Source organism: Salinicoccus sp. Marseille-QA3875 (genome assembly GCF_054950095.1).
The window spans coordinates 1909244-1921689 of the sequence record NZ_CM143103.1 but is presented as its reverse complement, the minus strand read 5'-3'; the positions used below and the strand labels follow the sequence as shown (position 1 = coordinate 1921689).

Here is a 12446-nt window from a genome sequence, read left to right as displayed (position 1 = left end):
TTATTCTTCCAAATATTCTTTCGGACGGTATTTGCGGTACGCCGCATCCAGCGCGATCAGATCGTCCCGGTGCGGCACCTTCACGTAATTTTCCATAATCTGATACGGTTCGCGGCCCTTGCATGCGAGCACGATCGTGTCGCCCGGCTCACTGATTTCAACCGCGTGGCGGATGCCCTCGCCGCGGTCCGTAAACGAATGGTAGTTGCCGCCTCCGGCCCCCGCTTCAAGCAGTTCCACCAGCATCTGCGGATCATCATTCGCCGGATTGTCCGGCGTAAAGATCGCAATGTCGGCACGCGTGGCGATCTCGCCCATCTCGCGCGCTTTCGTCGTATCGCGTTCCCCCGTCATCCCTACAAGGAATAAAAGCCGTCCGGCCGCGAATGGCTGGATCGTATCCATGATTTTCTCCAGCGCATCCGGCGTGTGGGCGAAGTCGATGATGAGATTGACCGGCAGCGACTTGTCGAGCACTTCGAGCCTGCCTTCGACCGGTGCCATCACTTCGACCGCCCGGATGATCTTCTTGAGGTCGTAGCCCTGCAGCCATTCACTGATGATCGCCGCCATCAGGTTCTGGATATTGAACTCGCCGATAAACGGTGAATTGACGTAAAATTCCCCTTCCGGCGTGTTCAGCGTAAAGTTGAACCCTTCCAGACTGCCGTCGATGTCCGCCGGGTAGAAGTCACTTTCATCAGTCATGCCGTATGTGATGACCTCATGCGGTGTCATCCTGCTGTATTGTGCGCTCCACGGGTCATCGTTGTTCAGCACGACATATTTACGCTCCTTCACATCCTGCCCCATCTGTGAAAATAAAAGACCCTTCGTATAGCCGTAGTCGTCCATCGTCGGGTGGAAGTCCAGATGATCCTGCGACAAGTTCGTAAATATCGCGATATCGAAATTGATGCCGTAAGGGCGTCCGAGCTTCAGCCCGTGCGAGGACACTTCCATCGCAAACACTTCCGCACCTTCCTCCGCCGCCTGGTTCATTCTGTGATGCAGCCTGACGGATTCCGGCGTCGTGTTGACGCTCACGTACCGGTCGTCGTTCACCATGAAACCGTTCGTTCCGAGATATGCGCTTTCCTTGCCCATCGCCCGGCTCAAACTGTGGATCATCGTCGCCACCGTCGTTTTACCGTTGGTGCCGGTGACACCGATCATCGTCATCGCCTCATGCGGAAAATCATATATATATTCTGCAAACAGTGCGCCGACTTTCGCAGGATCTTTCACTACCAATATGCCCGCATCGTCGCCGACATCGTAATATCTGTCACTGATTATGAATCTGCAGCCTTTTTCCAGCACGTCCGGTATGAAATCCTGACCGTCTGCGAGATGGCCTTTTATTGCCACAAAAATGCTATTATCATCAATTTCGCGTGAGTCTGTAGAAATCTTTTCGACAGCTACGGGGAAATTGCCGTATGTTTTCCTGATTTTCAACAAAGAAAGCAGTGTTTTCGAATTCAAGTACCGTCCCCACCTTTCAATCTTTATATTATACAATAAACGACGCCTTTAAAATAGAGATTAACAAATAAAAATCTACACAAATTTACGGGGGGTGTGATAGAATCTCTTTTTGAGAAGCTATAAAATAGATGGTGAAAACTAATGATAGACAAACGTAAAACTTTATTTTGGAAATATGCAATCATCCTGTTCATGACGGAAGTCGTCAGGGGCATGTATGTGCTGAGCTATCTACCGGCACTGCCCTCCATAGAAGCGATTTCGCTGACGCTTGCGTCCGTCGTCATCACTGTACATTTCGTCTTCGACGCAGCGACCAATGCCTGGCTCGGATTCATCATGCGAAAGATCGGCGCGAGGTGGACAATGGCCGGGACATATACGCTCATGGCCGCGGCGATGAGCATGATCATTTTGTCACAGGACTTTTTCGTGCTGCTCATCGCTTCCGCGCTGCTCGGCGTGAGCGTGTGCCCGATCTGGATATTCGCGCTTGCCAATGTGGATGAGTCGACCCGCGGCAAGGACATGGGCTTTATTTTCTTCAGCTGGCTCTCAGGACTCGGCTCCGGTATGGTGCTGATGAATTTCATCATCGGAGCGGTCGGGGAAGCGGCTGTCGTCGTGATGATCGGTGCGGTGGTGCTGAATATTCTTATGTACCTCTTCATTCCGGGGAAGTTCAAAGTTGCGGCGGACAGTCGGCGTTCGGGGCCGGAACGCGGCAAGAAGCGGCTGCCTTTAAAGGAGACGTTTTTGATTTTGCGGCGTCATATGGGAAATATTCCCGGCATCATGCTGCAGGCGCTCGGTGTCGGAATGCTGCTGCCGGTGCTGCCGACTTATATTACAGGGCTCCTTGAGCTCAGTTTTTTTGAATATACGATTTTCATACTGGTGATTTTTGCGCTCGTCGGGTTCAGCATGACTGTGCTGAGCCGCGGGCTCGACAGCTATTCATTGAAGTTTACGATGCTGATCATCTGCACCGGGTTCTTTGTCTATGCAGTCGGGATCATCTGGTTCTCGACGCTTCAGACCGTGTGGATCATTTTCCTGATTGTCGCATTTATCGGCCTCAGCTACGGGGTGATGCTGCCCGCATGGAATAAGTATCTGGCCGGTACAATCATGGATGCGAAAAAAGCCGAATCCTGGGGGCTGATCAGCAGCCTGCAGGGGATGGGCGCGATGATCGGACCCGTCGTCGGCGGGCTCACCGCAGATATTTTCGGTACCGTGACCGCGACGCTCGTTGCCAGCGGTCTGATATTTTTAGTGCTGACCATTTATTATGCGGGCATGTTTGCGAAAAAACTGGCTGCGAGATGATTTTGAAAATGACAAAGCCCGTTCCGGCATCTGATGATGTGCCGGGACGGGCTTTGTTTGTGTTTGGATTATTTGATTGAGATCCGCTTCTCTACCGGCCAAACGAACCGCCACTTGACCGATAGAGTCCAGCTACTCTTTATTTTTCAGATTTTCGAGAGTTTTTTCCATGTATTCGATGATTTCATCTTTGATATCCTCCGAACGGAGTGCATATTCGATGGTCGTTTTGACGAAGCCGCGCATGTGGCCGACGTCGTAGCGGTCGCCTTTGAAATCGAGGGCGTAGACGTCTTTGCCTTCGTTGATAAGTTCCGCAATCGCATCGGTCAGCTGGATTTCTCCGCCCGCGCCGATGACGCCGCGGCCGAGCTGGTCGAAAATTTCAGGGGTCAGCACGTAACGGCCCATGATCGCGAGTCTCGAATCGGTTTCGCCTGCCTCAGGTTTTTCATATACATTCGTCAGATGATACAAATCATCTGAACAGCCGTCGTACTCGGCGATGCCGTATCTTGACACATCTTCATCCGGCACGGTTTTGACGCCGATGATCGGTGAATTTTTACGCTCGAATTCCTCGATCAGCTGGCCGATTGCCGGTTTGCCGTCGCCGTAGTCGACGATGTCATCGCCGAGCAGCACCGCAAACGGTTCGTTGCCGATGAACTGGTGCGCCGTATGAATCGCGTGCCCCAGCCCTTTCGGCGACTTCTGCCTGACGTAAAATATATTTGCGAGTCCCGTTGAATGTTCAACTTTCTCGAGTAATTCAAATTTACCTTTCGAGCGGAGTGACATTTCAAGCTCCACCTGATGGTCGAAATGGTCTTCGATCGCACGTTTATGTCTGCCCGTGACGATGATGATATCCTCGATGCCCGCCTCGACCGCTTCTTCCACAATATACTGGATCGTCGGCTTATCCAGAATCGGAATCATTTCCTTCGGCATCGCCTTTGTCGCCGGCAGAAATCTCGTTCCGAGTCCTGCGGCCGGTATAACTGCTTTTCTCACTTTCTGACTCACAATGTACGCCTCCTGCTAATAAAAACTTTAAATTAGATAATAACACATTATATCTTTAAATATCCTCTTTCTCACGGTCTCCCGCTTCTTTCCGCTTCACTAATATAATGCTGACTTCATATAAAATGATCATCGGCGAGAGCGTCAAAAGATGTGAAAATATATCCGGCGGCGCAATCAGCGCCGTAATCACAAGCAATCCGAAATACGCAAACTTCCTGACATTCCCCATAATTTCAGAATCCAGCAGTTCAAGATAATTCAGAAATAAAAACACCAGCGGCAGCTGAAAGACGAGTCCCAGCGGAATCGTCGTGACAAGCAGGAATGACATATACTCATCCGCCGTGATCAGCACGTCAAAATTCTGTTCACCCATCCCGATAAGAGCGAAGTAGCTGATCGGATGCACGACGAAATAGCCGAACAACAGGCCCGCGAGAAACAAAAGTATCATCAGCGGCAGCAAAGAGTGCATGATCTTCATTTCTTTAGGAATTAATCTCGGTTTCACGAACTGCCATAAGTAAAAGAGCATAAACGGGATTGAGAGGCCGATGCTGATTGCGCCTGAGGTGCGGAAATAAAACCGTATGACTTCGAAAGGTCCCATGACGACGATATCGGCGCCCTTCCCGATGAATGAAAACCACCAGCTCACCGTGGAGAAAATGATGATGAATATGATGACGATGGTGATGGCCGATTTGATCAATACGGCACGCAGCGCTTCGAGGTGGCCGGAAAATGTGTCGATGGATTCGACGATGACCTCTTCGCCCGGCTTTTTATTTTCAATATTATTTTGAGCCAAAGTATCACCCGCTTAATGAATTCTGAAATTTCAGTTCACAATTTTGTAATATTTGTATTTGTACTATATAATATAAGTTAAATACATTGTATATCGAGGTGCATGAAAATGTCATTTTTTAAAATGCTGACTTGGAATAATGCCCATATGGATCTGCGTTACCGTGAAAATTCAATTGACGGCGACTTGAAGATTACGAACGTCTACCGAGATAACAGAGCGCTTGATTATTCTGAAATCAATGATAAGTATGCATCACAAATTAAATCAGCACAAGGTGCAATCAACACTTACCGTGTGGCCATGCTGATTCTGTTCATCGGACTCGTACTCCTGCCGGCGATCGTCATCGGCGTCGTCCAAAATAACATTCTGCTCGTCGGCGTCATCGTCATCTACAGCATTGTCGCCTACTTCCTGGTCGAGGCCTACAATCAGAGCATCATCAACGGCGTCCTTTATAAGATGGATAAAGATCTGACAGGCAGCCAGGGCACACCGAAGCAGAAGAAAAAATAATGATTGATTTTTGGATGAGCGCGCCCCGGATGGGTGCGTTTTTGCTTTATGTAGAATGGAATCCGGGGTGTAGCGCCGCTTCGAATTGAGATCGAGACTCCGATGGGGTTCCAACGCCGCTTCGAATCGAGATCGAGCCTCCAATGGAGTTCCAGCACCGCTTCGAATTGAGATCGAGACTCCGATAGCGTTTGCAGGCACTCGCGGAGCTCACGAATACCTATTAAACTTTCTGCAGGCACTCGCGGGGTTCACGAGTTCCTGCAACCACCCTATTTCTTCCCGCCTGAGGTATCCAGCGAAAGAATCTTCCCCCACAATTTACTTTTGGCAAATGTCACTCCGGATGCGCGCTTCCCTGCTGCGATGAAGCGGGTCGCGCCCTGGTGCCTCACGCGCAGCCACCAGTGGCCGTCCTGTTCATATAATTTATCGAAAACGACTGTCGTGCCGGCCGCAAGCACGCCGGTCTTCCTCCCGGACAATGCAGGAAAATCACGCATATTGATTCTCGCATCCGTCCTGAACTTCCCCGCACGCAGCCACGCGGCACCACCGCCGATATCAATTTTCAACGGATCGATCCCGCTGCAGACGAAGTTGCGTTCACTCGCAATATAGCCGTAATTCTGAAATTGGATATGAAGATGGGAATTCATCTGCACCCCCTGATAATTCGTACTGGATTGGTATCCGACAGTCTCCCCCTGCTTCACTTTCCTCCCGATTTTAACCGGGATATTCCGGCTCAGATGGCCGTAAATCACCTGGATACCGAGATTTTTATTCGCAATAACGACCGTCCCGCCGAAATTGCCGTACGCACGCGTCCCTGCTGCCACCACGCCGTCGCACACTGACGGCACGGGGGCAAGATGATATTTCGACAGGTCGTACGCCCGGTGGTAGCCGCCGCAGTAGCTGTCATGATTGTAGCCGTTCACCGTATAATTGCGCTTCCCCCAGACGCCCGACGCATATTTCGTCGGATCCGACGTCACCCTGAAACCTTGAGAAATCAAATAGTCGATTGGATTCATAATTACCTCCTGAAGTGTGTCACTTCATATATCGACGCCTTTACATTCAAAGTCAGTCTTATTTTTTACGATAAAAAAAGCCTGCCCCACATGTGAGGCAGAGCAATTATTATTTTAATCATCTTTCCTGATATACGGCTGCACGTCCGTAAGCAGTGAATTTTTCATCGTCATGCGGTAGCGCCAGATGTTCTGTATGGTCGTCTTGATGACCGCGTAAGTCGGGATCGCAACGAGCATCCCGATGAAGCCTGCGATGTTCCCTGCTGCGAGCACCACGACGATGACCGTCAGCGGGTGCAGTTTCAACGACTGTCCCATGACGTTCGGCGTGATCAGGTTACTTTCAATCTGCTGGGCGACCAGTGTGATGATTGCGACCCAGACGAACATGATCGGGCTCTGTATGACCGCGAGCAGTCCCGCCGGAGCAAAGGCCATCCACGGTCCGATGAACGGAATGACGTTCAGGAATAGTGCCAGCATACCGAGGAGAAGTGCGTATTCCAGACCGATCGCCGTATAACTGATGTACAGGAGGACACCGAGTATGAAGCTGACGAGCACCTGCCCCTGGATGAACGAACGGAGCGTCCGGTCGATGTCATATAATAATTCAGTCAAAAACTGTTTGAATGTGCCGGAAAATGGTGACACCATCGCCGGAACGAATTTTTCATGGTCTTTCAGCATGAAGAAATAAAAGAACGGTACAAGCACCAATGTGATCAGCACACTCACTGTACTCGTCAAAATCGAAATCGCATTGCTCATGATGTTGCTGACGATTTCTCCACTCTGATCCAGAATGTTCTGGGTGAATCCTTCAATATCGACATCAAACGGCAGTTGTTCCCGCTGGGTGAGTAAAAAGTCGAACGCACCCTGGAAATCGCGCTGTAATGCCGGCATGCGCTGCACCAGAGTTTGAATCTGGTCGGAAATGACCGGAACGATGACCATGACAAGTATATTGATGACAATCAGGATGATTATGAATATGGATAGGATGGCAACGAGCCTGTTCGCTTTCCTTTTTTCCAAAAAGCTCTGGATCGGCTGTGTGATGTAATATAACAGCCCGCCGAGTAAGACAGGTACAAATATCGTTGCGAGTATTGTGAAGAACGGCTCAAATACGACCTGCACCTGGATGATCAGCATTATGATTAACAGTGTGATGATGATCGCAATACCGGATTGGAACCATGCTTTATTCGCCATCTGCCACTACTCCTTAATTTATGAATGTATTTTTATAAATTGTATCACAAAATATAACTTTACTGAAAATATTTAACGGCGTCATGCACTTTATTTTCAAAAATATAGGAACTGAAATTTTTACGTTTATCTTATAAAGAAGATGATAATTATATAAATAAATTTCATATCTTGGTACAATAATGAACAAGGAGGGGATTTTATGGAAATGACAGCCGGCAAAATCCATGCAACTGAAGTGTATTCGGAAGTTTGTGATGAAACATTTGAAATCCAGTATTATTTGCCTAAAAATTTCACTGACCTGTATAAACATAATGTAATCATCACTTTTGATTCACAGGACTTTTTCAAATACGGTCAAATTGAAAGAATCTACCAGAAGCTCCGCGTCGATGAAGAAATCGGGCGGACAATCATTGTAGGGGTGCCATATCCGAGTGTGGAATGGCGGAACGACTATTTCAGCCCAAACGGCAGGCATCATGATAATATGGTGACTTTCGTCGGGCGTGAACTGCTTAAATGGATCGACAGCAATTTCAATACGCTGAACATGGCGAACTCGCGGGTGCTCATGGGAGAATCACTCGCAGGAAGTTTTGCGTTCAGTGTTGCATTGCAGTATCCGACAACATTTCCGAATGCGGTCGCTTTCAGTCCGTTCGTGGATGACGCTTTCATCGAAAGATTCAAAACGCAGCCGAATCTGCTGCAGCTCAACCTTTATCATACAATCGGGCTTGAAGAGGACGACTTTGAAACCATAATGGGTGAGCAGGCGGATTTCCTTACGCCGAACCGGAAACTGAATGAGTTCCTGGAGACGGAACCGCTTGAATATGAGTACCGGGAGCTTGATGGCGGCCACATCTGGAAGACGTGGAAACCGGAATTGGAGCGCATCCTCAGACACTATCTCGCCTGACAAATGTATGAAATTTACGTACAATCTGATATAATTGAAGAAATGACATTGGGAGGAATTAACATGAAATTTGGTGTAGCTTTATTTCCATCAAAAGAACTGCAGGACAAAGTAAACAATTACAGGAAAAGATACGATTCAAAATATGCATTCATTCCACCACATATAACTGTTAAAGAATCATTTGAAGCAGATGAGAGTGACAAAGATGCGATTGTTGAAAAATTGAAGCAAGTGGCGAAAGATCACAATCCGACGGAAATCCAAATCAAAAAAGTTTCCAGCTTCGCTCCCACTTCACCTGTTATTTACTTTAAAGTGGAGCCGAACGAAACTTTGACATCCATTCATGAAGCATTGAACCAAGGGGACTTCTACGGTAAAGATAAACATTCATTCGTGCCGCACTTTACAATTGCACAGGGCACGACTTCACAACAATTCGAAGACACTTTCAGTCACCTTGCCATGGCTGGAATCGACCATAAAGAAACTTTATACAAACTCAGCCTGGCCTACGAACTCGAAAACGGCATGTGGCAGGTCGCCGAAACTTTCAGACTCGGCGAGTAATATTGATATTTTATTTTTAGGGCCGCAATCGTGGGATTGCGGTTTTTTGTGTGAAATTTGGGGGTCTGGTTGATGTTAACGGACCGTCCCGGGAAGCGGGATGAGCCATACAGCGTTTAACAGACCGTCCCCGGAGGCGGGATGAGCCATGCAGTGTCTAACGGACCGTCCCGAGAGGCGGGATGAGCCGTACAGCGTTTAACGGACCGTCCCCGGAGGCGGGATGAGCCGTTAGGATTCTAGAACACTCCCATCACGCGCCGCAAACTCAGGGATGCGCCCGCCCGTACACAAAAAAACCGGCAGCCGCTCGAAAACGGGTGTGCTGCCGGTCTTTATTTTCATATAAATAAGATTATGCTGTAATGTTTGCGCCGGAGTCACAGTGGATGATTTCGCCTGTGATGCCGGAAGCGAGGTCGCTCAGCAGGAATGCGACCGTGTTGCCGACTTCAAGCTGGTCGACGTTGCGCTTCAATGGTGCGCGCTCTTCGATTTCCTTGAAGATCGACTTGAACTCGCCGACTGCGGATGAGCTGAGCGTACGGATCGGGCCTGCGGAAACTGCGTTGACGCGGTAGCCTTCTGCACCGAGGTCAAGCGCTAAATAGCGAACGCTGGAATCGAGCGCTGCTTTTGCCACGCCCATGACGTTGTAGTTCGGCATTGCGCGTTCGCCGCCGAGGTAAGTCATCGTGACGAGGCTCGCGCCAGGGTTGAATGCCGTCTTCGCATGTTTTGCAACAATCGCAAGTGAATATGCACTGATATCAAGCGCCAATGCGAAACCTTCTCTTGTAGTGTCGCTGTAGCCGCCTTTCAGCTCCTCTTTGTTGGCATATGCGATGGCGTGGAGGACGCCGTCGACGCCGCCCGTCTTCTCTTTGATTTCAGTGAATGCACGCTCGACTTCTTCGTCTTTTGACACGTCACATTCAACGATGACGTCATGGTCGCCTTCCAGGTCGCCGAGCAGCTTATCGAGTTCTCTCCGGAAACGCTCGTTTAAAATTGTGAATACGAGGTTTGCGCCCATGCTGTCAAGTGCGCGCGCTGCGCCCCATGCGATGCTGCGCTTGTTTGCAACGCCCATAATGACATAAGTTTTGCCTTTTAAATTCATGGTAAAGTCTCCTTTATAAATATAAATAATATTATCGTGTGTTATTAGTACCTACTACTAATTTACTAATAATAATCCCAAATTGCAACAAATAATACATTCAGTATGTCATAAAAATAAAACCATCACAATCGTGATGGTTGAACGCCTTACGCAAGGAGCGATGCCATGAACATGTTCGCAAGCGCAAAATATATAAGCAGGCTGATGATATCATTTGCCGTCGTGATGAACGGACCGCTGGCGATTGCCGGGTCGATGCCCACCTTATCCATTAAGAGCGGTACGATTGTACCGATCAGCGTGGCCACTGTCATTGAAGCGACAAGGCTCAGGCAGACGATGATGCCGAGGATCGGTTCCTGATACATCATCAGAATGACGACAAATATCGTGATGCCGCACGCAAGGCCGGTCAAAAAGCCTGAACCGATTTCACGTCCGGCCAGTTTCATCTTGCTTGATTCTTTTATTTCTCCGGTGGAAATACCGCGTATCGCAACGGCCAGTGACTGTGTGCCTGTGTTACCCGCCATTCCGGAAATGAGCGGTATGAAGGCACTGAGCAGCACGACCTGGGCAAGAGTATCTTCAAAAACGGAAAGCATGGCGGCGGTGATCATTCCCATGAATGTCAGGCCGATGAGCCATGGCAGTCTTTTTTTGGCCGTTTCAAGTGCTGAGTCCGTCGTTTTCTCGGTATCACTCATACCGGCAAGCCTGGAATAGTCTTCGCCTGCCTCTTCGTCGATGACGTCCATGATGTCATCGGCCGTGATGATACCGACAAGGTGATCCTGGTAATCGAGTACCGGCAGCGCCAGGAAGTCATAGTCGCGCATGATCTGGGCAACTTCTTCCTGGTCATCGGACACGAGAACAGAAACGACACGCTCGTTCATGATGTCGCCGATATACTCGTCGTCATCGGCAATGATCAGCTCACGGAGGGACATGATCCCGGCGAGTTTACGTTCTTCATCGACGATGAACACGTAGTAGATCGTTTCGGAAGTCGGTGCGACCTCTTTCAGATAGCGCATCGCTTCCCGGACCGTCATGAGTGACGTCAGGCTGACGAACTCGGTCGTCATGATACCGCCGGCCGTGTCTTCTTCGTAGTTCAGAAGGCCGCGGATTTCTTTTGCGTCCTGTTTGTCCATCAGTGCTAAAAATGTCGTCACTTTCGCTTTCGGCAGCTCGTTTAAAATATCCACCGAGTTATCGTACTGCATTTTCCCGATCATTTCTGCCGCATACCGGGAGTCCATCTGATCGAATAATTCATCATAATCTTCATCATCAATCTCAAGATTATCAAAAAATAACGATACCTCTTCCGGCGACAGGACATGATACAAAAGATCTCTGTCCGCTTCATCGAGCACCGCGTAAAACTCGCTCTGCTCGTATGTGTGGAGGTCCAGGAAGTCTTCTCTGAAGCTGTCAATATCATTTTCTCTCAGCTGGGTGAGCAATGCTTCATGTTCAATTTCCACTTCAGTTTTTTCTTCTATATCCGGCATTCTGCCCACCACCTAAATATGTTTAATTTCTATCTGAAATAAAGGAATCATGCACCCTTTTCCAAAATGGAAACGGTCTGAATCTCGCGAATTTGACTTTCTCATCCGCGACTCTGAACTGGATCTGACGCACACCTTTATGTACCAGGTTGATGTGGTCGACAGTCATCTTATAAATTTCGCTGTTCACCGGATGCACCTGTGTCGTGTGATGCTTCGGCAGAACGAGCGGTGAACCGACGGTTCTGAATACGCTGTTGTTGATTGACGCGATTTCCGTCAGCTGCAGCGCCTCGATGGACGGATGTATGATCGCGCCGCCGAGGGCTTTATTGTATGCGGTCGAACCGGACGGGGTCGACACACAGATGCCGTCGCCGCGGAAACGTTCGAAATGCTGGTTGCGTATATCGATATCGGAAACGAGCGTCGTTCCGTCATCCGTCCTTAAAGTGGATTCGTTCAGCGCAAGGTATCTGGATTCCGCGCCGAACTTTTCGTATGTGATGATGATCTCCAACAGCGGATACTCGATCAGCTGATACTCGTCGTTCTGGATCGAAATGATCAGCCGCTCCACTTCGTGCGGCAGCCAGTCTGCGTAAAACCCGAGATGACCGGTGTGGACGCCGACGAATGATGCGGTATCCAGCAGATGCTGATAGCGGTGAAATGCCTGCAGCAGTGTACCGTCACCGCCGACCGAAATGACCATTTCCGGTGCAGCTTCATCATATTCCATCTTCATTTCCGACATGTAATTCACCATGCGGTCTTTCAATGCATTCGATTTCGTGTCACCTTTGGACACAATGACAAATTTCATGACATCCCACCTGACCTGCTC

General features: G+C 49.1%; 12 protein-coding genes. 4 read left to right on the top strand and 8 right to left on the bottom strand.

Annotation, left to right across the window (positions count from 1 at the left end):
* The gene (locus tag ACY8DT_RS09940; RefSeq protein ID WP_462420150.1) at positions 1-1488 is read right to left on the bottom strand and encodes a UDP-N-acetylmuramoyl-L-alanyl-D-glutamate--2,6-diaminopimelate ligase; all 1488 of its coding nucleotides are present in this window, start codon (positions 1486-1488) and stop codon (positions 1-3) included.
* A gap of 144 nt (positions 1489-1632) precedes the next feature.
* Between ACY8DT_RS09940 and ACY8DT_RS09935 the strand changes: the two genes are divergently transcribed.
* On the top strand, positions 1633-2823 hold the full coding sequence (locus ACY8DT_RS09935; RefSeq protein ID WP_462420149.1) for an MFS transporter: 1191 nt from the start codon (positions 1633-1635) through the stop codon (positions 2821-2823).
* Between the two features lie 132 nt (positions 2824-2955).
* On the opposite strand, the gene galU is transcribed toward ACY8DT_RS09935, so the two are convergent.
* Positions 2956-3852, bottom strand: coding sequence for a UTP--glucose-1-phosphate uridylyltransferase GalU (gene galU, locus ACY8DT_RS09930; protein ID WP_462420148.1), 897 nt, complete (start codon positions 3850-3852; stop codon positions 2956-2958).
* A gap of 55 nt (positions 3853-3907) precedes the next feature.
* A complete protein-coding gene (tatC, locus tag ACY8DT_RS09925; protein ID WP_462420147.1) occupies positions 3908-4666 on the bottom strand; it encodes a twin-arginine translocase subunit TatC in 759 nt (252 codons plus the stop codon).
* 108 nt (positions 4667-4774) lie between these two features.
* Between tatC and ACY8DT_RS09920 the strand changes: the two genes are divergently transcribed.
* Positions 4775-5185: a hypothetical protein gene (locus tag ACY8DT_RS09920; RefSeq protein WP_462420146.1), complete on the top strand. Its 411-nt coding sequence runs from the start codon at positions 4775-4777 to the stop codon at positions 5183-5185.
* A 272-nt stretch (positions 5186-5457) separates the two neighbouring features.
* Here ACY8DT_RS09920 and ACY8DT_RS09915 read toward each other — a convergent pair whose 3' ends face one another.
* Positions 5458-6225, bottom strand: a complete 768-nt coding sequence (locus tag ACY8DT_RS09915; protein ID WP_462420145.1) for a peptidoglycan DD-metalloendopeptidase family protein — start codon at positions 6223-6225, stop codon at positions 5458-5460.
* 114 nt (positions 6226-6339) lie between these two features.
* Positions 6340-7449, bottom strand: coding sequence for an AI-2E family transporter (locus ACY8DT_RS09910; protein ID WP_462420144.1), 1110 nt, complete (start codon positions 7447-7449; stop codon positions 6340-6342).
* Between the two features lie 202 nt (positions 7450-7651).
* Here ACY8DT_RS09910 and ACY8DT_RS09905 point away from each other — a divergent pair, with 202 nt between their 5' ends.
* On the top strand, positions 7652-8377 hold the full coding sequence (locus tag ACY8DT_RS09905; RefSeq protein WP_462420143.1) for an alpha/beta hydrolase: 726 nt from the start codon (positions 7652-7654) through the stop codon (positions 8375-8377).
* Between the two features lie 63 nt (positions 8378-8440).
* The gene (locus ACY8DT_RS09900) at positions 8441-8950 is read left to right on the top strand and encodes a 2'-5' RNA ligase family protein (RefSeq protein WP_462420142.1); all 510 of its coding nucleotides are present in this window, start codon (positions 8441-8443) and stop codon (positions 8948-8950) included.
* A gap of 355 nt (positions 8951-9305) precedes the next feature.
* Here ACY8DT_RS09900 and fabI read toward each other — a convergent pair whose 3' ends face one another.
* From fabI to ACY8DT_RS09885, 3 genes are all read right to left on the bottom strand, one after another.
* Positions 9306-10073: an enoyl-ACP reductase FabI gene (gene fabI, locus ACY8DT_RS09895; RefSeq protein WP_462420141.1), complete on the bottom strand. Its 768-nt coding sequence runs from the start codon at positions 10071-10073 to the stop codon at positions 9306-9308.
* 149 nt (positions 10074-10222) lie between these two features.
* A complete protein-coding gene (mgtE, locus tag ACY8DT_RS09890; RefSeq protein ID WP_462420140.1) occupies positions 10223-11599 on the bottom strand; it encodes a magnesium transporter in 1377 nt (458 codons plus the stop codon).
* 22 nt (positions 11600-11621) lie between these two features.
* Positions 11622-12425 (bottom strand): NAD kinase, encoded by an 804-nt coding sequence (locus ACY8DT_RS09885; RefSeq protein ID WP_462420139.1) that lies wholly within the window; start codon positions 12423-12425, stop codon positions 11622-11624.
* Between the last annotated feature and the right edge of the window lie 21 nt (positions 12426-12446).

Excerpts from the sequence above, each read along its gene's own strand:
- ACY8DT_RS09915 (WP_462420145.1), bottom strand. The coding sequence starts at position 6,225 with ATGAATCCAATCGACTATTTGATTTCTCAAGGTTTCAGGGTGACGTCG.
- ACY8DT_RS09900 (WP_462420142.1), top strand. The coding sequence starts at position 8,441 with ATGAAATTTGGTGTAGCTTTATTTCCATCAAAAGAACTGCAGGACAAA.
- ACY8DT_RS09935 (WP_462420149.1), top strand. The coding sequence starts at position 1,633 with ATGATAGACAAACGTAAAACTTTATTTTGGAAATATGCAATCATCCTG.
- fabI (WP_462420141.1), bottom strand. The coding sequence starts at position 10,073 with ATGAATTTAAAAGGCAAAACTTATGTCATTATGGGCGTTGCAAACAAG.
- ACY8DT_RS09885 (WP_462420139.1), bottom strand. The coding sequence starts at position 12,425 with ATGAAATTTGTCATTGTGTCCAAAGGTGACACGAAATCGAATGCATTG.
- ACY8DT_RS09905 (WP_462420143.1), top strand. The coding sequence starts at position 7,652 with ATGGAAATGACAGCCGGCAAAATCCATGCAACTGAAGTGTATTCGGAA.
- ACY8DT_RS09920 (WP_462420146.1), top strand. The coding sequence starts at position 4,775 with ATGTCATTTTTTAAAATGCTGACTTGGAATAATGCCCATATGGATCTG.
- ACY8DT_RS09910 (WP_462420144.1), bottom strand. The coding sequence starts at position 7,449 with ATGGCGAATAAAGCATGGTTCCAATCCGGTATTGCGATCATCATCACA.
- mgtE (WP_462420140.1), bottom strand. The coding sequence starts at position 11,599 with ATGCCGGATATAGAAGAAAAAACTGAAGTGGAAATTGAACATGAAGCA.